The sequence below is a fragment of the Streptomyces sp. NPDC090083 genome (assembly GCF_044747445.1).
In the GTDB taxonomy this organism is placed as follows: domain Bacteria; phylum Actinomycetota; class Actinomycetes; order Streptomycetales; family Streptomycetaceae; genus Streptomyces.
The window spans coordinates 644,272-663,278 of record NZ_JBIVED010000002.1; the positions used below are offsets into that span (position 1 = coordinate 644,272).

Below are 19,007 nucleotides of genomic sequence, written 5' to 3' on the forward strand. Positions count from 1 at the left end.
CTGAGGGGTGGGGTTCAGCGGTTCAGCACAGGGACACGGCCTCTCCCGCCCCCTCCGGCCAGGCCGTCAGCGGGGTGAAGCCACGGTGGCCCAGCTCGCCGAAGACCTTCACCGGGGCACCCCCGGAGAGCGCGACGAGCCGCCACAGACCGGGGCGGGAACGGGTGCCCGGAGTGAGCGGCACCGCCAAGTCCTCGTCGGCGTCCGCCAGTTGCCAGGAGTCGCCGTCCGGGGTGGGTACGACCCGGTCCAAAGTCACCGGGACCGCGTCCAGCCACGGGTCGTGCCGGAGGGCCTCCCCGTAGCGGGCGGTCGCCCGAGCCGTCGACATCCCGCTCGGCCGGGCCGTCGTGGGAGACGGGGCCGCGAACTGCTCGCCCAGAGCCGCCCGGAGCTGCCCCGCGCCCGGGAACGCCGATATCTCCGCGTCCAGGGCCAACCCCATCGGCAGCGCCAGCTCGGGGGCGCGGCCCCCGGCGCCGTAGGAGAGGAGGAGGGACGTGCGGTCCGACTCCGTGCCGTGCAGCCAGATTCTTCGGGTCGTCAGTTTCGGGTCCACCGTGTCGTACTGGGCGAGGACCAGCCAGTGGTCGCGCAGGGGCGGGCCGTCCGCCGTGCCGGACAGGCCGATGCGGGAGCGGACCGTCGCCGCCAGGTCGTCGGGCAGCCGCTCGCGGCGCAGCCAGGCCTGGTCGAGGAGATGGAGCAGCGCGCACTCCTCCAGCAGCCGGACGGGCCAGCCGGGACCCGAGGCCGGGATCGCCCCCAACTCCCGCGCCCGCGCGGCCAGTCCCGGCGCCTGCGCGTCGACCATGCGGGCCGCCGTCTCCTCCCACAGCGCGTACCCGCCCTGCTCCGCCGAGGCCAGGCCGGTGCGCAGCAGGTCCGTCAGCCGCTGCTCCAGCTCACCCGCGCCCGCGCTGATCCGCTCGGCCCGGCGCTCCGCCCGGCGCCGCGCGGCCTCGGGATCAGCGGCGGCCTGCGCACCGGACGCGCCCGCCGCCCGCTTCTCCTCCGTCCGCTTCCGCCGCCCCGCGAGCCACTCCTCCGCCCAGTCCGGCGCCTGGTCCGACGACGGCACCGCGCCGTCCTCGCCGGCCCACAGCAGCAGCAGTCCCAGCGCGTGCTTGCACGGGAACTTCCGGCTGGGACAACTGCACTTGTACGCCGGACCCGCGGTGTCCGCGATGTCGACGACCGTCTGATACGGCTTGCTGCCACTGCCCTTGCACAGCCCCCACACCGTCCCCTCGTCAGAACTGCCCGCCTCGGACCACGGCCCCGCCGCCCCGAGCTTGCTTCCCGCTTTGCGTGACGCTGCGTCAGGCGCCAGTGCCAGCACCTGGTCAGCCGTCCAGCGCACCCCCTGCTGAGTCATGTCTTCGACGGTAGATCCCCCCACTGACAATCGGCCCGCGAGCGGAGGCCGATCCACTGGCGCGAACGCGTTTCCGCAGGTCGGAACGGATTGTCAGTGGCGTGGTGCACGGTGGACACCAGATCCGAACCGGCCGAGCTGGAGGGGGCCTCAGCCATGACTGTGTCCGTAGAACCCACACCGTCGACGTCCGCGGCGGCGAGCGGGAATCCGTCGAGCGAGGCGTTGCGGCCGCACGCCGAGGACGCCTTCGCCGATGAACTGGCCGCGCTGGCGGCGCAGGACGACCGGCCGCGTCCGGTCCGCTGGAAGATGTCGCCGTGGGCGGTCGCCACGTATCTGCTCGGCGGCACGCTGGCGGACGGCACGGTGATCACACCGAAGTACGTCGGCCCGCGCCGCATCGTCGAGGTCGCCGTCACCACCCTCGCCACCGACCGCGCCCTGCTCCTGCTCGGCGTGCCCGGCACCGCGAAGACCTGGGTGTCCGAGCACCTCGCGGCCGCGGTCAGCGGCGACTCGACCCTGCTCGTGCAGGGCACCGCCGGCACCCCGGAGGAGGCGATCCGCTACGGCTGGAACTACGCGCAGCTGCTCGCCAACGGCCCGAGCCGCGCCGCACTCGTGCCCAGCCCCGTCATGCGGGCCATGGCCGAGGGGATGACCGCCCGCGTCGAGGAGCTGACCCGTATCCCGGCCGACGTACAGGACTCGCTCATCACGATCCTGTCCGAGAAGACGCTGCCCATACCGGAGTTGGGCGGCGAGGTGCAGGCCGTCCGCGGCTTCAACCTGATCGCCACGGCCAACGACCGCGACCGCGGGGTCAACGACCTCTCCAGCGCGCTGCGCCGCCGGTTCAACACGGTGGTGCTGCCGCTGCCGGAGAGTGCCGATGCCGAGGTCGAGATCGTCGCCCGCCGCGTCGACCAGATCGGCCGCTCCCTCGACCTCCCCGCGGTGCCCGAGGGCGTCGACGAGATCCGCCGCGTGGTGACCGTCTTCCGTGAACTGCGCGACGGCATCACGGCTGACGGCCGCACGAAGCTCAAGTCGCCCAGCGGCACGCTGTCGACGGCCGAGGCGATCTCCGTCGTCACCAACGGCCTCGCCCTGGCGGCCCACTTCGGCGACGGACTGCTGCGCCCGAGCGATGTGGCCGCGGGCATCCTCGGCGCCGTCGTCCGCGATCCTGCGGCCGACCGGGTGATCTGGCAGGAGTACCTGGAGGCGGTCGTCCGCGAGCGGGACGGCTGGAAGGACTTCTACCGGGCCTGCCGCGAGGTGAGCGCGTGAGCGGGTTCGGGCGGCAGGACGACGAGGACTCCAGCTGGAACTACTCGAACTACCCGGCCTATGCGAACTACTTGAACCGCTTGAACCACTGGAACTGCTGGAACTGGCGGAGCGGGATCCGGACGGGAGGGGGACGACGTGGCAGGGACTGAGGGGGGCCGGGGCGCCGGGCCGCTGCTGCTCGGGGTGCGGCATCACGGACCCGGTTCGGCGCGCGCCGTACGGGCGGCCCTGGCCGCGGCCCGGCCCCGGGTCGTCCTGATCGAAGGGCCGCCGGAGGCCGACGCGTTGATCCCGCTGGCCGCCGACGAGGGCATGCGGCCACCGGTCGCGCTGCTCGCCCACGCCGTGGACGAGCCGGGCCGCTCGGCCTTCTGGCCCCTGGCCGAGTTCTCCCCGGAATGGGTCGCGATCCGCTGGGCCCTGGAGCACGGGGTCCCGGCCCGCTTCATCGACCTCCCGGCCACCCACACCCTGGCGTGGGGGAAGGACGACAAGGCCGACGACAAGGCCGACGCCGAGGACGGGCCGACGGGGGAGGAGCAGCCGCCGGACCCGACCGCCCCTGACCCCGCTGTCCCGGACCCCGCCGCCCAGGACCCCTCTGACCCGGACGCCGACATCCGCGTCGACCCGCTCGCCGTCCTCGCCGAGGCCGCGGGGTACGACGACCCAGAGCGCTGGTGGGAGGACGTCGTCGAGCACCGGGGCGCGGGCGAGCGGGACGCCTTCGCGCCGTTCACCGCGCTGGAGGAGGCGATGGGGGCGCTGCGCGAGACGTACGGGGTCGGCGGGCACGACCGGGATCTCGTGCGCGAGGCGTACATGCGGCTTCAAGTGCGCTCGGCGCAGCGGGAATTCGGGGACGACGTGGCCGTGGTGTGCGGGGCGTGGCACGTGCCCGCGCTGCGGCGGAAGGCGTCGGTCGCCGCGGACCGTGCGCTGCTGAAGGGGCTGCCCAAGGTCAAGGCCGATCTGACCTGGGTGCCGTGGACGCACCGCCGCCTGTCGCGGGCCAGCGGCTACGGCGCGGGGATCGACTCGCCGGGCTGGTACGGCCATCTCTTCGGCGCGCCGGACCGGCCGGTCGAGCGGTGGATGACCAAGGTCGCGGGGCTGTTCCGGGAGGAGGACCGGATCGTCTCCTCGGCCCATGTCATCGAGGCCGTACGGCTGGCGGAGACCCTCGCCGTGATGCGCGGGCGGCCGTTGCCGGGGCTCGGGGAGACCACCGACGCGGTGCGCGCGGTGATGTGCGAGGGCTCGGACGTCCCGCTGTCGCTGGTGCGGGACCGGCTCGTGGTCGGGGATGTGCTGGGCGAGGTGCCGCCGGGAGCGCCCGCGGTGCCCCTGCAGCGCGACCTCGACCGCGCGCAGCGCAGGCTGCGGATGAAACCGGAGGCGCTGGAGCGGGAGGTGGAGCTCGACCTGCGCAAGGAGATCGACGCCGGGCGCAGCACGCTCCTGCACCGGCTGCGGCTGCTGCGCATCGAGTGGGGCGAGCCGACGGCGTCGCGGGGGAGCACGGGGACGTTCCGGGAGACCTGGCGGCTGCGCTGGGAGCCGGAGTTGGCGGTGCGGGTCGCCGAGGCGGGGGTGTGGGGCACCACGGTGCCGGCCGCGGCCACGGCCAAGGCGGAGGCGGACGCCGTCGGGGCGGAGAGCCTCGCCGACGTCACCGCACTCGCCGAGCGCTGCCTGCTGGCCGAACTGCCGGACGCGCTCCCGGTGGTGATGAAGGTCCTCGCCGACCGCGCGGCCCTGGACACGGACGTCGGCCATCTCGCCCAGGCGCTGCCCGCGCTGGTCCGCTCCCTGCGCTACGGCGATGTCCGCGGCACCGACACCGGCGCGCTGACGGAGGTGGCGGCGGGCCTCGCCGAGCGGGTCTTCGTCGGGCTGCCCCCGGCCTGCGCGGCCCTCGACGGGGACGCCGCGGAGGAGATGCGCCGGCATGTGGACGCGGTGCACGGGGCGGTGGGTCTGCTGGGCGACGCGGGCGACCCCGGATCCGGTCATGGTGACCTGCGGGCCCGGTGGCGCGCAGTGCTCCGCACGCTCTCGGCGCGGGACACCGTTCCCGGAGTCATTCGCGGGCGGGCCGTCCGACTTCTGCTCGACGAAGGGGAGTTGGGGCCGGACGAGGCGGCCCGGTTGATGGGGCTGGTGCTCTCGCCCGGGACACCTCCGGCGGACGCGGCGGCGTGGATCGAGGGGTTCGTGGGCGGCGGGGGCGGTCTGCTCCTCGTGCACGACGAGCGGCTGCTCGGGCTGGTGGACGAGTGGCTGACCCGGGTGCCGGCGGAGGCGTTCACGGACGTCCTGCCGTTGCTGAGGCGGACGTTCTCGTCGTACGAGCCGGGGGTGCGCCGGACACTCGGGGAGTTGGTGCGGCGCGGGCCGGGGAAGCAGACGGGTACGACGACGGCGGCCGCCGGGATACCCGGCTTCGGCGCGGAGCCGGACGCCGGGCGCGCGGACGCGGTCGTGCCGGTGCTGCGGCTGCTGTTGGGGCTGGACGACAACGAGCTTGTGGAGGCGGCGGGATGACGAACAACGGCAGGCAGGCCAGCAGGAAGCCGGAGACGCCGGGTGCGGGCGAGGGTGTGCGCGGGCGGCGGGCCGAGGGCGGCCAGACGAAGGGCGTGCGGGTCGTACCGCTGTGGGAAGGGCTGCGTACGGGGGTGCGCGGATGAGTACGGGCACCACCGGGACGGCCGGCAGCACCGGGGCCGCCGAGGCGGTCGCGGTCGGTGGGGCCGGCGGGGTCGCTGACCCCGGGCAGGAGCGGTTGCGGCGGTGGCGGCTGGTGCTCGGGGGCGGGGCGGCCGACGGCACCGGGTGCGAGCTGGCCGGGCAGGACGTCGCGATGGACGGGGCGCTGACCGCGCTGTACGGCAGAGGGGACAAGGGGTCGACGGCGAAGGACCGTTCGGCGGGGCTCGGGGCGTCGGCGCCGTCCGTCGCGCGCTGGCTCGGGGACATCCGGACGTACTTCCCGTCCTCCGTCGTCCAGGTCATGCAACGCGACGCCATCGACCGGCTCGGGCTGTCCGCGCTGCTGCTCGAACCGGAGATGCTGGAGGCGGTCGAGGCGGACGTGCATCTCGTCGGCACGCTGCTCTCCCTCAACAAGGCGATGCCGGAGACCACGAAGGAGACGGCGCGGGCAGTCGTCCGCAAGGTCGTCCAGGACCTGGAGAAGCGGCTCGCCACCCGCACCCGGGCCACTCTCACCGGCGCGCTCGACCGCAGCGCCCGGATCAACCGGCCGCGCCACCACGACATCGACTGGAACCGCACGATCGCGGCCAACCTCAAGCACTACCTCCCCGAGTACCGGACGATCGTGCCGGAGCGGCTGATCGGCTACGGGCGCGCGTCCCAGTCCGTGAAGAAGGAGGTCATCCTCTGCATCGACCAGTCCGGCTCGATGGCGGCGTCCGTCGTCTACGCCTCCGTGTTCGGCGCGGTGCTCGCCTCCATGCGGTCGATCAACACCCGGCTCGTCGTCTTCGACACGGCGGTCGTCGACCTCACCGACCAGCTCGACGATCCGGTGGACGTGCTCTTCGGGACCCAGCTCGGCGGCGGCACGGACATCAACAGGGCGCTCGCGTACTGCCAGTCGCAGATCACCCGGCCCGCCGAGACGGTCGTCGTGCTGATCAGCGACCTCTATGAAGGGGGCATCCGCAACGAGATGCTCAAGCGGGTCGCGGCGATGAAGGCGTCCGGGGTGCAGTTCGTGACGCTGCTCGCGCTGTCCGACGAGGGCGCGCCCGCCTACGACCGCGAACACGCCGCCGCGCTGGGCGCGTTGGGTGCACCGGCGTTCGCCTGTACACCGGATCTGTTCCCGGAGGTGATGGCGGCGGCGATCGAGAAGCGGCCGTTGCCGATACCGGACACGGCGTGATGAACCGCCCTGCGCCCTCGTGGTGAACTGCCCTGAGCCGGAGGGGGCTTGTGCGGTCGCCGGACACCCGTGCGAGGATCGTCACCTCATGAACTGGCCCGCCGCACTGCCCGGTGCCGCTGTGCGCGTGACGCGTACGGCGGTTGGGCGGCGTGTGCGTCGACGCGTGCTTCAAGTCGCGCTGCTGGTGGGCGGGTTGTTCGTGCTCGGGTTCCTGTGCGGGGGACAGGCACAGGCGGCGGACGGGGTGACGGGGCACCGCCCGGTGACCCCGCTGGCACCTTCGCCGACCAAGCCCGCCCTTGCGGCCAAGCGGATTCCGACGGCCGAGCCTGGTTCGTCGGCCGGCCTCGTTCCGGTGGCCAGGAAGGCTCCGCTGCCCAAGCCGGTCCCGTCGGCCAAGCCCATCCTGGCGGCCAAGTCCGTCACGTCGGCCAAGTCCGTCACGGCGGCCGAGGAGGCTCCGTCGGCGCCGTCCGTTCCCGTGGCCGGGCATGCCCGGGCCTCGGTTCCTGTTCTCGGTCCGGTGCTGACCCCCGTGCTGGCTTCGGTCTCGGACACCGTGGAGCGGGTCGTGCGGCCGGTGACGGACGTGGTGACGCAGACGGTGACCGAGGTGTTGACCAGGACACCCTTGCTGCCGACCCTGCCCACGCTGCCGTCGGTCCCCACGGTTCCCTCGGTGCCCACGTCGCCCTCGGTCCCGGTGGTGCCGGGACAGCCGGCGTCTCCGGCACCGGCGTCTCCGGCGGACACCGCGCCCGTGCCGACCCCGGTGCCCGCGCGGTCCGCCCCGCAGCCCTCGGACGCCGGGCAGCACCCGGACGCGACGCCCGCCGAGGTGACGGTAGGCGTGGGCGACCCGTACGGGCCGCGCTTCGTGGACACCGGCGATGCGCCCGGCGCCGTAGGACATGCGGTCGTGAGGCATGTCCCGGGTCCGTCCGTCGGGGGCGCGCCCGCACGGCATCAGGCGCCCGCCGGTGATCCCGACGGCGCCTCGCGGGATCAGTCGGGTGTGGACGGCGGGGCGTCGCGGCACTGCGACGCGCAGGCCGTGACGTCGGAGTACCGGGTGGCCGTGCGGATCGTGCCCGGTGTCGTGGCACGGGTGGACGCGGCGGAGACACGGGACAGGTACCGGGACGTTCCCGTCTTCCCGGGTTAGGCAAGGCCCTTCCGGCAGCTGAGCTGTCCGGAATGTCGCCATGTCTCCAGCCCCGGAATCTCTGAGGAACCGACGTACGCATGAGCATCAACAGCCTGAGCGCGAACTCCGACTTCACCCCCGCCGAACTCCGCCGACGCCTCGTCGACGCCCATGTCTCCGTCCCCGGGCACTCCAGGGTCCGGGCCGCGGCGGCCATCCAGGGTGCCCAGGCCGCACGCAATGTCTGCATCCGGAAGACCGCCCCCGCCCCCGAGGCGCGCCGGGCCCGGCACTGGGAGTGACCGACTCCGTGAGGCGGTGACCCCGGACGGTCGAATGCCGTCGTTTCGTCCGGAGCACGTCTCACGGTCCGGGGCCTCGCCGGGCCAACCCCAACCCGGCGAGGCCCCTCACCCGTACCCTGGCCCGTCCCCCCACCCTTCCCTGGCCCGGGACCGCCTCCGGACGGCATCCGGTCCGCGTCCGGACCTCACGCGAACGACCTGCCCGTTCCTCCCCATGAGCGGCACTCCGTGTCACGAATTCCGGCATCATGTGACAGGTATCACCGCTCAGGTGTGACCCTCGATTTAGGGGCCCCCTGCAAGCAGGGATAACCTGCGAGACGGACATGCCGCGCGCTCGGTCACCGTGTGCGCCTCCCTTGTGACAGCGGACGTCACGTTGCCCTTCGCGGCACGCCCACGCATCCAACGAACCGCGATATCACTGAGGACGGAAGCGCGTGGACCTGTTCGAGTATCAGGCGAGGGACCTCTTCGCCAAGCACGATGTACCGGTGCTGGCCGGTGAAGTCATCGACACGCCTGAGGCGGCCCGCGCAGCCACCGAGCGGCTCGGCGGCAAGTCCGTCGTCAAGGCCCAGGTGAAGGTCGGCGGCCGTGGCAAGGCCGGTGGCGTGAAGCTCGCCGCCACCCCGGACGAGGCAGTCGCCCGGGCGACGGACATCCTCGGCATGGACATCAAGGGCCACACGGTCCACAAGGTGATGATCGCCGAGACCGCGCCCGAGATCGTGGAGGAGTACTACGTCTCCTTCCTCCTCGACCGCACCAACCGCACCTTCCTCGCCATGGCGTCCGTCCAGGGCGGCGTGGAGATCGAGGTCGTCGCGGAGGAGAACCCCGAGGCCCTCGCGAAGGTCCCGGTCAACGCCAACGAGGGCGTGAGCATCGAGAAGGCCCGCGAGATCGTCGCGCAGGCCAAGTTCCCGGCCGACGTCGCCGAGCAGGTCGCCGAGATCCTCGTGACGCTGTGGGACACCTTCGTCAAGGAGGACGCCCTCCTCGTCGAGGTCAACCCGCTCGCGAAGGTCGCCGACGGCCGCGTCATCGCGCTCGACGGCAAGGTCTCCCTCGACGAGAACGCCGAGTTCCGCCAGCCGGAGCACGAGGCGCTGATCGACCACGACTCCGCCAACCCGCTCGAGGCCGCCGCCAAGGCGAAGAACCTCAACTACGTCAAGCTCGACGGCGAGGTCGGCATCATCGGCAACGGCGCGGGTCTCGTCATGAGCACCCTGGACGTCGTCGCGTACGCCGGTGAGAACCACGGTGGCGTGAAGCCGGCCAACTTCCTCGACATCGGCGGCGGCGCGTCCGCGGCCGTGATGGCGAACGGCCTGGAGATCATCCTCGGCGACCCGGACGTCAAGTCCGTGTTCGTCAACGTCTTCGGCGGCATCACCGCGTGCGACGAGGTCGCCAACGGCATCGTCCAGGCGCTGCAGCTGCTCGCGGACAAGGGCGAGGAAGTCACCAAGCCCCTCGTCGTCCGCCTCGACGGCAACAACGCCGAGCTGGGTCGCAAGATCCTCTCCGACGCCAACCACCCGCTGGTCCAGCGCGTGGACACCATGGACGGCGCGGCCGACAAGGCCGCCGAGCTCGCGGCTGCGAAGTAAGGGACGAGGGACAAAACAGCCATGGCTATCTTCCTCACCAAGGACAGCAAGGTCATCGTCCAGGGCATGACCGGCTCCACGGGCATGAAGCACACCAAGCTCATGCTGGCCGACGGCACCAACATCGTCGGTGGCGTGAACCCCCGCAAGGCGGGCACGTCCGTCGACGTCGACGGCACCGAGATCCCGGTCTTCGGCACGGTCGCCGAGGCGATGGAGAAGACGGGCGCGAACGTGTCCGTCCTCTTCGTACCGCCGGCCTTCTCCAAGGCCGCCGTCGTCGAGGCCATCGACGCCGAGATCCCGCTCGCGGTCGTCATCACCGAGGGCATCGCCGTCCACGACTCGGCCGCGTTCTACGCGTACGCCGTGGCCAAGGGCAACAAGACCCGGATCATCGGCCCGAACTGCCCCGGTCTCATCACCCCGGGCCAGTCGAACGCCGGCATCATCCCGGGCGACATCACCAAGCCGGGCCGTATCGGCCTGGTCTCGAAGTCCGGCACGCTCACGTACCAGATGATGTACGAGCTGCGTGACATCGGCTTCTCGTCCGCCGTCGGCATCGGTGGCGACCCGGTCATCGGCACCACGCACATCGACGCGCTCGCCGCGTTCGAGGCCGACCCCGACACCGACCTGATCGTCATGATCGGTGAGATCGGTGGCGACGCCGAGGAGCGGGCCGCGGACTTCATCGCGAAGAACGTGACGAAGCCGGTCGTCGGCTACGTCGCGGGCTTCACCGCGCCCGAGGGCAAGACGATGGGCCACGCCGGTGCCATCGTCTCCGGTTCCTCCGGTACGGCCGCGGCGAAGAAGGAGGCCCTTGAGGCCGCCGGCGTCAAGGTCGGCAAGACCCCGACCGAGACGGCGAAGCTGGCCCGCGAGATCCTGGCCGGCTGATCCACCGCGCTTCACGTCGATGGGCCCGTTCCCCTGAGTGGGGGCGGGCCCATCCGCGTCATGGGGTGCCGGGTCCGGTTGTCGAGCTACTGCGCGACCAACCCCCACCGGCCTGCCCCCGACGACCTACCGGCTCAACGGGGCCAGTCTCTCCGGACCGCTGGTCATCCCGCTCCGCAACCGGTCCCGGAGGGCGATCTCCGCCTCCGACAGGGACCCCTGCACGACCCGTGCGGGCACCCCTTCCACCCGTTCCCCCACGGGAACCGGCGCCTCGTAGCGCGTGGGTGCCACCTGGAGCGTGAACGCCGTCGCCCCGATGATCGCGACGGTGAACGCGATCGCCGCCCGGGTCCAGAACACGGTCCGCCGTTCCCCCACGAACCGCACCGTCGGCGGCTTGGCGGCGTGCAACCGCCCGGTGGAGGCGAGTTCGGTCATCCGCCGGCGCAGCTCGCCCGGGTCGGACAGGTCGGGCAGCTGCGCGGCGATGGCCTCCCGCGCGTGCAGCAGCCGGTTGGCCGCCGCGGGCGTGCTCGCCTCCGTCTCCGCCGCCGTCTCCGCGAGCCCGAGCCCGACCCCGTCGTAGAGGAGAAGCGTGCGGCGGTAGGACGGCGGGAGGTTGAGGAGGGCGGTCAGCAGGGCGCGGTCGGACGTGTCGGGGGGTGGCGGCTCGGGGTGGCGGTATCGGGGGCGGAACCGGTGCCAGGGGGAAAGCGCGTACTCGTAGGCCACCGACCGCACCCAGCCGGCCGGGTCTCGGTCGACGGCGACCTCGGGCCAGCGCTGCCAGGCGGTCTGGAAGGCCCGCTCGACGGACTCGCGCGCCAACTCCCGCCGCCCGGTCAGCAGATAGGCCTGCCGTACGAGGGCGGGCGCGCAGAACGCGTAGAGCGCGTCGAAGGCCTGAGCGGGCGTCAGGGAGGCGCGCGCCGGTACCTCGATCGGCACGGGGACGAGGACGGGTGCGAGCACGGCGGTGTCGTCCGCCGTGACCGTCTCGTCAGCCGTCGCCTCCGCATCCACCGTCACGTCCTCGTCGACCGTCGCGCCCGCATCCGCCGTGACCGCCTCGGCCGGCACCACCGTCTCGGCCGCCGTCGGCACCTCGGCCGGTACCTTCGCCGCGAGGGTCTCGGGCACCGGTACCCGACGCTTCACCGGTGCGTCCGTCACCGTCGTCTCTTCACCCAGACCGGTGAGCAAGGTCGCGTACGCCTCCCGTTTCGCGCCGCGAGGTGTCGTCCGGCCGGTCTCCCACGACCGCACCGTCTCGCGGCTGACGCCCACCCGCTCGGCGAGCTGAGCCTGTGTCAGCGAGGCCGCCTCGCGCAGGCGTCGGCGTTCCTTGGGCGGGGGGAGGGGGGTTGCAGGGCTCTGCGTCACCGGACGCCCCTTCGTACGAAAAAGTACATAAACATATATTGAGCGACACTTCCGAGGTTCGCCTGTTACGACGGGAAAGCGCGTGTCGTTGGGAGCATGGCGGGTGTGATGCCGATGACCCACCGCCGAGCGCTGCTGTCGCCCCTGCTCACCCGGATGCGCGACCGATCCCCCGGACTGGCCGCCAGCCTGTTGGGTGGCGCGGTCGCGGCGGGCCTCGGACTCGGCTCGTTCGCGGTGCTCGTGATGGTGCTGTGGATCAGCTCGCCCTACCCCGACAGCGGACCCGGCGGCGCCCTGCACGTGGCCGCCGCCCTGTGGCTCCTCGCGCACGGCGTCGAACTGGTCCGCACCGACACCCTCTCCGGCGTCCCCGCACCCGTCGGCGTCACCCCGCTCCTGCTCCTCGCTCTGCCGCTGTGGCTGCTGCACCGGGCCGCACGGCACGCGGTGCTGGGCGGCGAGACCGGCGAGGACGACCCCGAGGGCCCGCCCCTGATCGCCGCCCGCACCGCCTGGACGGGCGTCGCCGTCGGCTACCTCGCCGTGGGCACCGCCGCCGCCCTCTACGCGTCCGGCGGCGAACTCTCCCCGTCCTGGAGCTGGACCGCGGTCTGCCTGCCCCTGCTCGCGGCGGGCGCGGCCGGCTCCGGCGTGTGGACGGCCTACGGGCGCCCGCGTGAACCCGTGCTGAGCGTGCTGATCCTGCTGCCGTCGGGGCTGCGACGGCTCGTCCTCGGCCCGGAGGCCCGCGAGTCCCGGGCCCGCATCGGCACCGCCGTACGCGCCGCGGCGCTCGGCACGGCGGTCCTGGTCGGCGGTGGCGCGCTGCTGCTCGGGACGTCCCTGATCTGGCACGGCGGTGCCGCCCGGACCTCGTTCCTCCAGCTGACGGAGGGCCTGTCGGGCCGGTTCGCCGTCCTGCTGCTCTGCCTCGCCCTGATCCCGAACGCGGCGGTGTGGTCGGCGTCCTACGGACTCGGCCCCGGCTTCGCCCTCGGCGTCCACCACACCGTCGCCCCCCTCTCCTCGGCCCCTGCTCCCCTCCTCCCGCCCTTCCCGCTCCTCGCGGCGGTGCCGGACGCGGGCGCCGGAACCCCGCTGAACTGGCTCGCCGGGCTGCTGCCGGTGGTCGCCGGGGTGATGGCGGGATGGTTCGTGGCGCGGGTCGCGGTGGGCGGCACCGCGGATCAACATGCGCACAGCACAGGCGAGTTGACGGAGGAGCAGCGGCGGCGGGCGGCCGGTGCCGGACTCAGGCAGCAGCCGGCCCAGACGTTCCCGGGGAAGGCCCACGCGATCCGGGCGCCCTGGGCGCGCGGCCGTACCGCCGCCACCGCCCTGCTCGCCGCCGCGCTCTGCGCCGTGGTGCTGGCGCTGCTCGCGGAGTTGTCCGGCGGGCCGCTCGGCGGTGCGGCGCTGGCACGGTTCGGGCCGGTGTGGTGGCAGACCGGGGGAGCGGCGCTGGTGTGGATCGCGGCGACGGCCGTGCCCACGGCGGTGGGGCTGCGGGCGTGGCGGCTGCGGGAACGCCGGGTGCCCGTGCCGACGATCGGGAGGCCGCGGGAGGGCGGAGCCGCCGTCACCCCGGCACCGGCGTCCGCGCCCGCCTCGGCTGCCGCGCCTGCCTCTGCGTCCTCGCCGGTCTCCGTACCGGCGCCCGCCTCCGTCCCCGCGCCGGTGTCCGTCGGAGACGTCTCGGAGCGCTGGTTCCGGAAGCCGTTCGCGGTCGTCCGGGGCTGGTGCACGCGCGGGCCGGGGAGGGCGGAGCAGCCGGTGCCGGTGCCCGCACCCGCGCAGGGGCCCGTCGACCAGCCGTACATCGCCTACGACCACGACCCCACGTTCGACCCGTACGACTTCCTGCCCGTCGACGTGCCCTCGGAGCCGTCGCCCACCCCCTGGTACGACGACGCCTCCCGCGAGGCCCGTTGGGCTGCCCTGCGGGAGGCGTCGACGCCACCGGAATCCTCGGAACCCGCGGACGGGCCGGAACCGCCGCCGGCGAACTGACCGGCCCCGCCCGCGCGTCGGATCAGTTGCTGGTGCCCAGGATTCCGCGCAGGTCCTTCGGCAGCAGATCGTTGCAGGACTGCTTCGCCTGGTTCGTGAGGGCGTCGTTGGCGCAGGTGTAGTAGTCCTTGTAGGCCAGCTGCGCGGCGAACATCGCGGCGACCAGGGCGATCGCCAGGGACGCGGTGACCAGACCGCTCACCGCGGCCGTCGTCTGCGGGCGGGCCTGCGACTCGGGCACCGCCGGGGTGCCGGGGTCGCCGGCCGCGGGCTTGGCGCGCAGGGCGCTGCCGCCCCAGTAGAGGGCGAGCGCGCCGAGCAGCAGGGCCACGTACGGCCAGCTGAAGAGGGCGAAGAAGAACGCCCACATACCGCTCAGCAGCGCGTACCGCGCACGGCGCTGTGCCGGGTCCGTCGGGTCCCAGCGCATGCCTCCCTGGCCGGGACCGCCGCCGGGTCCCTCGGGTCCGCCCTGGCCGCCGGGTCCGCCCTGCCGGCCGGGCCGGTCGCCGAAGCCGCCCTGGGAACGGCCGGGCTGCTGGTCGCTCCACTGACTGCCCCACGGCGAATGCCCGCCGTCGCCCCGCGGTCCTTCACCGCCCTGACCGCCCTCCGGCCGCCGCGGCTGCCACGGCCGGTCCGGGGTGCCTTCGGGCGGCGGCGCGAACGGATTGTCGTCCTGGCCCGAGCCGCTCGTCCCGTCGGAGGGGGCGTCGGGCGGTGAGGTGGGCCGCTCCCGGAGCAGTACCGACTGCGGCGGGAACGTGAGAAGTCGCAGACTGCGGTCCGGCATCAAAAGAGCGTCTTCCCCTTGGTGGATACGTCTCCGGCATGAACTGTCATTCATGAGCTGTCACTTCGTGAACGCGTCGCACGAGGGCGGCGTTCCCGAACCCGCTCGCCCCAGACGCTACCTTCCGGCCACGCCCCCGTCCCGTGGGGGCCGTCCGGTGTGCCGGTATCGTTGCTGACGGTCGGCCGCTTCGTAGACTTCCCCGTATCCCGGGGCGCGAAGCATTCGTATGAACGCACGAGACGTACGGATGCGCGCGCCGGCCGCACAAGACGACGCTCCCCCGAGAAAGGGCCCCGCCGTGGCCGCCAAGCCCGTGGCCAAGCGCCTCGTCGTGCTGGTCTCCGGATCCGGTACGAATCTGCAGGCGCTCCTCGACGCCATCGAGACCGCAGGCACCGAGGCCTACGGCGCCGAGATCGTGGCCGTGGGGGCGGACCGCGAGGGCATCGAGGGGCTCGCCCGCGCCGAGCGGGCCGGGCTGCCCGCCTTCGTGTGCAAGGTGAAGGACTTCGGGACGCGCGAGGAGTGGGACGCGGCGCTCGCCGAGGCCACCGCCGCGTACGAGCCGGACCTGATCGTGTCGGCGGGGTTCATGAAGATCGTGGGCAAGGAGTTCCTGGCCCGCTTCGGCGGCCGGGTCGTGAACACGCATCCCGCCCTGCTGCCCAGTTTTCCGGGGGCCCACGGCGTACGGGACGCGCTCGCGTACGGCGCCCGGGTCACCGGCTGCACCGTCCACTTCGTCGACGACGGCGTCGACACCGGGCCGATCATCGCTCAGGGCGTGGTCGAGATCCGGGACGAGGACGACGAGGGCGCTCTGCACGAGCGCATCAAGGAAGTCGAGCGCACGCTGCTCGTCGATGTCGTGGGGCGGCTCGCCCGCAACGGCTATCGCATTGAGGGACGAAAGGTAGTTATCCAGTGACCGCCGAGAGCAACAAGCGAGCCATCCGTCGCGCGCTGGTCAGTGTCTACGACAAGACCGGCCTGGAGGAGCTGGCCCGCGGCCTGCACGAGGCGGGCGTGGAGCTCGTCTCCACGGGTTCCACCGCCGCGCGCATCGCCGCGTCCGGTGTGCCCGTCACCAAGGTCGAGGAGCTGACCAGCTTCCCCGAGTGCCTGGACGGCCGGGTCAAGACCCTGCACCCCAAGGTGCACGCCGGCATCCTCGCCGACCTGCGCCTGGAGAGCCACCGTCAGCAGCTCGACGAGCTGGGCGTGGCCCCCTTCGACCTCGTGGTCGTCAACCTGTACCCGTTCCGGGAGACGGTGGCGTCGGGCGCGTCCGCCGACGAGTGCGTCGAGCAGATCGACATCGGCGGCCCGTCGATGGTCCGCGCCGCCGCCAAGAACCACCCGTCGGTCGCGGTCGTCACCAGCCCCGCGCGCTACGCCGACGTCCTGAACGCCGTGCAGAACGGCGGCTTCGACCTCACCACCCGCAAGCGGCTCGCGGCGGAGGCGTTCCAGCACACGGCGTCCTACGACGTGGCCGTGGCGAGCTGGTTCGCGAGCGAGTACGCCCCGGTCGACGAGTCCCAATTCCCGGACTTCCTGGGTGCCACCTGGGAGCGCGAGAACACCCTGCGCTACGGCGAGAACCCGCACCAGCCCGCCGCCCTCTACGTCGACGGCAGCGGCGGTGGCCTCGCGCAGGCCGAGCAGCTGCACGGCAAGGAGATGTCGTACAACAACTACACGGACACGGATGCCGCCCGCCGTGCCGCGTACGACCACGACGAGCCCTGTGTCGCGATCATCAAGCACGCCAACCCCTGCGGTATCGCGATCGGTTCGGACGTCGCCGAGGCGCACCGCAAGGCGCACGAGTGCGACCCGCTGTCGGCGTTCGGCGGGGTGATCGCGGTCAACCGTCCGGTGACCAAGGAGCTGGCCGAGCAGGTCGCGCCGATCTTCACCGAGGTCATCGTCGCGCCCGACTACGAGGACGGCGCCCTGGAGGCGCTGGCCAAGAAGAAGAACATCCGGGTGCTGAAGGCGCCGGGCGGCCCGTCGAACGCCGTGGAGATCAAGGCGATCGACGGGGGCGCGCTGCTCCAGGTGACCGACCGCCTCCAGGCCGACGGCGACGACCCGGCCAACTGGACGCTGGCGACGGGCGAGGCGCTGTCCGCGGCCGAGCTGGCCGAGCTCGCCTTCGCGTGGAAGGCCTGCCGGGCCGTGAAGTCCAACGCGATCCTGCTGGCCAAGGACGGCGCCTCGGTCGGCGTCGGTATGGGCCAGGTCAACCGCGTCGACTCCGCGAAGCTGGCGGTCGAGCGGGCCGGGGCGGAGCGGGCGCAGGGTTCGTACGCGGCCTCGGACGCGTTCTTCCCCTTCCCGGACGGCCTTGAGGTCCTGCTGGAGGCCGGGGTCAAGGCCGTTGTGCAGCCCGGCGGTTCGCTCCGCGACGAGCTGAGCGTCGAGGCGGCGAAGAAGGCCGGCGTCACGATGTACTTCACGGGGACGCGGCACTTCTTCCACTGAGGTCGGGCGTGCGGTGCGGGTGCGGGCCGTCGAGTTCGCACCACACCGTCTTGCCCCGTGGCCCCTGCTCGACGCCCCATCGCACGGCGAGCGCGTCGAGCAGCAGCAGCCCGCGCCCGTTCTCGTCGTCCGGCCCGGCATCCCGTACGACGAGCCAGGCGTACGGCTCCGGGTCGCTGACGGAGACGCGGACCCGGCCGCCGGTCCGGGTCAGCCGGAGGGTCACGGGGGTGCCCTCGCCCAGGTGCTTGATCACGTTGGTCAGCAACTCGCTGACGCAGAGCTGGACTTCGGGACACGGGACGCCGAGGTGATCCCGTACGGCACGACGGGCCTCCGGTACCGCCTTGGCGACGGCGAGGAGTTCGAGGCGGAGCGACGTCACCGGTCGGCCGCCTTGCGGAGGGCTGCGGTGAGGGCCCTGGCGGTGTCGAGGCTGCAGTTGCCGAGTTCGACGAGCGGGGCGCGGTAGGTCTGGACGACCGAGGGCAGGTCGACCCCGAGGGACGGCAGGATGATCCCGTGCGCCGCCAACGCGGCCTGCAGCTCCGCGACGCGGGTGGTGGCCTCCTGGGACCGGGGACTGATCATGGTCGTACGCCTCTCTCTGTGACGAATCACTCACAGAGTGACGCGAAGTCTCGTACCGTGACAGTGGTTTGGGTTGCACCCGGGAACTGGCAAAAGGCGGTGGTGAGTTGTGCCCCCACGCAAGGACACCGACGCGTCGGCGAACGTCCCCTCTTTCTACGGCGCGGAGTTGCGCTTCAAGAGGGAGACGGCGGGCCTCACGCTCGAACAACTGGCGGAGGGAAGCTTTCGCGGTGTCCCGTTCCTGAGCCAGATCGAGCGCGGCGAGCGGAGAATGCCGTTGGACCTGGCCCAGCACGTCGACCAACGCCTCGGCACGGACGGCTTTTTCGCCCGCCGCTGCGAAGACGCCCGAAAGGCGAAGCAGGCGGGGCATGCAGAGTACTTCGCGGATGTGGCGGAGATGGAGAAGAGCGCGGAGTCGATCGAGGAGTGGGCACCGTCGCTCATCCCCGGACTGTTGCAAACAGAGAGCTATGCCAACGCAGTTGTCCACACCTCGCTGCCTTGGCTGCCGCCTGAAACCGTCGAGAAGCAGGTCGCGGCTCGCTTGGACCGCGCGAAGCTCTGGGAACGGGACGAGCGTCCGTCGTTCTGGGCCGTGTTGCACGAGTCGCTGATCTGTAAGCCGCTGCTGCCGCCAGAGGAAATGGCGGTCCAACTGGAGCACATCGGGCAGGTGATCAGACGTAATCAGGGCGTTTTGCAGATCCTGCCGGAAACGGCGGTGGCGCACCCGTTCATGATGGGCATGATCAAAGTGATGACCTTTCCGGACGCGCCACCGGTGGTGTACACGGAGGGCCTGCACAGTGGCCAACTGATCGACTATCCAGCCCTCGTGAAGGACTACCGCAGGTCGTACGATCTGCTCAGGGCCGCGGCACTACCACCAGATGCGTCCCTGACTATGGTTGAGCGACTGGCAGAGGACTGTCGAAATGGCAAGCACAGGGCCTGACTTGAGTACTGCGGTGTGGCGTAAGAGCAGTTACAGCAACGGCAGCGGCGGTGACTGCGTCGAGGTCCGCGACGATCTCGCCGGCCTCGTCCCCGTCCGTGACTCCAAGGTCCCGCAGGGCCCGGCGCTGCTCATTCCCGCTTCCGCGTGGGTGCCCTTCGTCGACTGGGCCGGCCAGGCCTAGCCTTCTACCTCGG

General features: G+C 72.4%; 18 protein-coding genes. 13 read left to right on the forward strand and 5 right to left on the reverse strand.

Annotated features, from left to right (window positions below; translation table 11 throughout):
- Positions 1–22 precede the first annotated feature (22 nt).
- A complete protein-coding gene (locus ACIPTO_RS08670; RefSeq protein WP_366316395.1) occupies positions 23–1,378 on the reverse strand; it encodes an SWIM zinc finger family protein in 1,356 nt (451 codons plus the stop codon).
- Between the two features lie 156 nt (positions 1,379–1,534).
- On the opposite strand from ACIPTO_RS08670, the gene ACIPTO_RS08675 reads away from it, so the two are divergent.
- The 8 genes from ACIPTO_RS08675 to sucD all read left to right on the forward strand — a co-directional run bounded on the left by ACIPTO_RS08675 (position 1,535) and on the right by sucD (position 10,573).
- Positions 1,535–2,674, forward strand: a complete 1,140-nt coding sequence (locus tag ACIPTO_RS08675; protein ID WP_401190273.1) for an AAA family ATPase — start codon at positions 1,535–1,537, stop codon at positions 2,672–2,674.
- 138 nt (positions 2,675–2,812) lie between these two features.
- Positions 2,813–5,224 (forward strand): DUF5682 family protein, encoded by a 2,412-nt coding sequence (locus ACIPTO_RS08680; RefSeq protein ID WP_401190275.1) that lies wholly within the window; start codon positions 2,813–2,815, stop codon positions 5,222–5,224.
- Positions 5,221–5,370: a hypothetical protein gene (locus ACIPTO_RS08685; RefSeq protein ID WP_401190277.1), complete on the forward strand. Its 150-nt coding sequence runs from the start codon at positions 5,221–5,223 to the stop codon at positions 5,368–5,370. Before ACIPTO_RS08680 ends, ACIPTO_RS08685 begins: the two co-directional genes overlap by 4 nt.
- Positions 5,367–6,593: a VWA domain-containing protein gene (locus ACIPTO_RS08690; protein WP_401190278.1), complete on the forward strand. Its 1,227-nt coding sequence runs from the start codon at positions 5,367–5,369 to the stop codon at positions 6,591–6,593. Before ACIPTO_RS08685 ends, ACIPTO_RS08690 begins: the two co-directional genes overlap by 4 nt.
- Positions 6,594–6,759: 166 nt before the next feature.
- The gene (locus tag ACIPTO_RS08695; protein WP_401190280.1) at positions 6,760–7,761 is read left to right on the forward strand and encodes a hypothetical protein; all 1,002 of its coding nucleotides are present in this window, start codon (positions 6,760–6,762) and stop codon (positions 7,759–7,761) included.
- A gap of 80 nt (positions 7,762–7,841) precedes the next feature.
- Positions 7,842–8,045: a hypothetical protein gene (locus ACIPTO_RS08700; protein ID WP_366316381.1), complete on the forward strand. Its 204-nt coding sequence runs from the start codon at positions 7,842–7,844 to the stop codon at positions 8,043–8,045.
- Between the two features lie 443 nt (positions 8,046–8,488).
- A complete protein-coding gene (gene sucC / locus ACIPTO_RS08705; protein WP_366316380.1) occupies positions 8,489–9,667 on the forward strand; it encodes an ADP-forming succinate--CoA ligase subunit beta in 1,179 nt (392 codons plus the stop codon).
- A 21-nt stretch (positions 9,668–9,688) separates the two neighbouring features.
- Positions 9,689–10,573, forward strand: coding sequence for a succinate--CoA ligase subunit alpha (gene sucD, locus ACIPTO_RS08710; RefSeq protein WP_366316378.1), 885 nt, complete (start codon positions 9,689–9,691; stop codon positions 10,571–10,573).
- Positions 10,574–10,699: 126 nt separating this feature from the next.
- On the opposite strand, the gene ACIPTO_RS08715 is transcribed toward sucD, so the two are convergent.
- Positions 10,700–11,959 carry a sigma factor-like helix-turn-helix DNA-binding protein gene (locus tag ACIPTO_RS08715; RefSeq protein WP_401190282.1) on the reverse strand — a complete coding sequence of 420 codons (1,260 nt, stop codon included), beginning with the start codon at positions 11,957–11,959 and terminating at the stop codon, positions 10,700–10,702.
- A gap of 96 nt (positions 11,960–12,055) precedes the next feature.
- Between ACIPTO_RS08715 and ACIPTO_RS08720 the strand changes: the two genes are divergently transcribed.
- Positions 12,056–13,972: a DUF6350 family protein gene (locus ACIPTO_RS08720; RefSeq protein ID WP_401190284.1), complete on the forward strand. Its 1,917-nt coding sequence runs from the start codon at positions 12,056–12,058 to the stop codon at positions 13,970–13,972.
- A 22-nt stretch (positions 13,973–13,994) separates the two neighbouring features.
- On the opposite strand, the gene ACIPTO_RS08725 is transcribed toward ACIPTO_RS08720, so the two are convergent.
- Positions 13,995–14,765 (reverse strand): hypothetical protein, encoded by a 771-nt coding sequence (locus tag ACIPTO_RS08725; RefSeq protein WP_401190286.1) that lies wholly within the window; start codon positions 14,763–14,765, stop codon positions 13,995–13,997.
- Positions 14,766–15,066: 301 nt separating this feature from the next.
- On the opposite strand from ACIPTO_RS08725, the gene purN reads away from it, so the two are divergent.
- Both purN and purH read left to right on the forward strand, forming a co-directional pair.
- On the forward strand, positions 15,067–15,696 hold the full coding sequence (gene purN, locus ACIPTO_RS08730; protein ID WP_366316370.1) for a phosphoribosylglycinamide formyltransferase: 630 nt from the start codon (positions 15,067–15,069) through the stop codon (positions 15,694–15,696).
- On the forward strand, positions 15,693–17,258 hold the full coding sequence (purH, locus tag ACIPTO_RS08735) for a bifunctional phosphoribosylaminoimidazolecarboxamide formyltransferase/IMP cyclohydrolase (protein WP_401190288.1): 1,566 nt from the start codon (positions 15,693–15,695) through the stop codon (positions 17,256–17,258). Before purN ends, purH begins: the two co-directional genes overlap by 4 nt.
- On the opposite strand, the gene ACIPTO_RS08740 is transcribed toward purH, so the two are convergent.
- The gene (locus ACIPTO_RS08740) at positions 17,230–17,643 is read right to left on the reverse strand and encodes an ATP-binding protein (protein WP_366316366.1); all 414 of its coding nucleotides are present in this window, start codon (positions 17,641–17,643) and stop codon (positions 17,230–17,232) included. The two genes, purH and ACIPTO_RS08740, sit on opposite strands and share 29 nt — an antisense overlap.
- On the reverse strand, positions 17,640–17,849 hold the full coding sequence (locus ACIPTO_RS08745) for a hypothetical protein (protein WP_401190290.1): 210 nt from the start codon (positions 17,847–17,849) through the stop codon (positions 17,640–17,642). Before ACIPTO_RS08745 ends, ACIPTO_RS08740 begins: the two co-directional genes overlap by 4 nt.
- A gap of 109 nt (positions 17,850–17,958) precedes the next feature.
- On the opposite strand from ACIPTO_RS08745, the gene ACIPTO_RS08750 reads away from it, so the two are divergent.
- Together ACIPTO_RS08750 and ACIPTO_RS08755 are read left to right on the forward strand one after the other, a co-directional pair.
- Entirely contained in the window at positions 17,959–18,810 is an 852-nt protein-coding gene (locus ACIPTO_RS08750; protein WP_401190292.1) for a helix-turn-helix domain-containing protein, read from the forward strand.
- Positions 18,791–18,994 carry a DUF397 domain-containing protein gene (locus ACIPTO_RS08755; protein ID WP_401190294.1) on the forward strand — a complete coding sequence of 68 codons (204 nt, stop codon included), beginning with the start codon at positions 18,791–18,793 and terminating at the stop codon, positions 18,992–18,994. The genes ACIPTO_RS08750 and ACIPTO_RS08755 overlap by 20 nt, the downstream gene beginning before the upstream one ends.
- The last annotated feature ends 13 nt before the right edge of the window (positions 18,995–19,007 follow it).

Bases quoted from the DNA above. Each gene is read 5' to 3' on its own strand.
- ACIPTO_RS08725 (WP_401190286.1), bottom strand. From the start codon at position 14,765: ATGCCGGACCGCAGTCTGCGACTTCTCACGTTCCCGCCGCAGTCGGTA.
- ACIPTO_RS08670 (WP_366316395.1), bottom strand. From the start codon at position 1,378: ATGACTCAGCAGGGGGTGCGCTGGACGGCTGACCAGGTGCTGGCACTG.
- ACIPTO_RS08745 (WP_401190290.1), bottom strand. From the start codon at position 17,849: ATGATCAGTCCCCGGTCCCAGGAGGCCACCACCCGCGTCGCGGAGCTG.
- ACIPTO_RS08720 (WP_401190284.1), top strand. From the start codon at position 12,056: ATGGCGGGTGTGATGCCGATGACCCACCGCCGAGCGCTGCTGTCGCCC.
- ACIPTO_RS08690 (WP_401190278.1), top strand. From the start codon at position 5,367: ATGAGTACGGGCACCACCGGGACGGCCGGCAGCACCGGGGCCGCCGAG.
- ACIPTO_RS08675 (WP_401190273.1), top strand. From the start codon at position 1,535: ATGACTGTGTCCGTAGAACCCACACCGTCGACGTCCGCGGCGGCGAGC.
- sucD (WP_366316378.1), top strand. From the start codon at position 9,689: ATGGCTATCTTCCTCACCAAGGACAGCAAGGTCATCGTCCAGGGCATG.
- ACIPTO_RS08700 (WP_366316381.1), top strand. From the start codon at position 7,842: ATGAGCATCAACAGCCTGAGCGCGAACTCCGACTTCACCCCCGCCGAA.
- ACIPTO_RS08685 (WP_401190277.1), top strand. From the start codon at position 5,221: ATGACGAACAACGGCAGGCAGGCCAGCAGGAAGCCGGAGACGCCGGGT.
- ACIPTO_RS08755 (WP_401190294.1), top strand. From the start codon at position 18,791: ATGGCAAGCACAGGGCCTGACTTGAGTACTGCGGTGTGGCGTAAGAGC.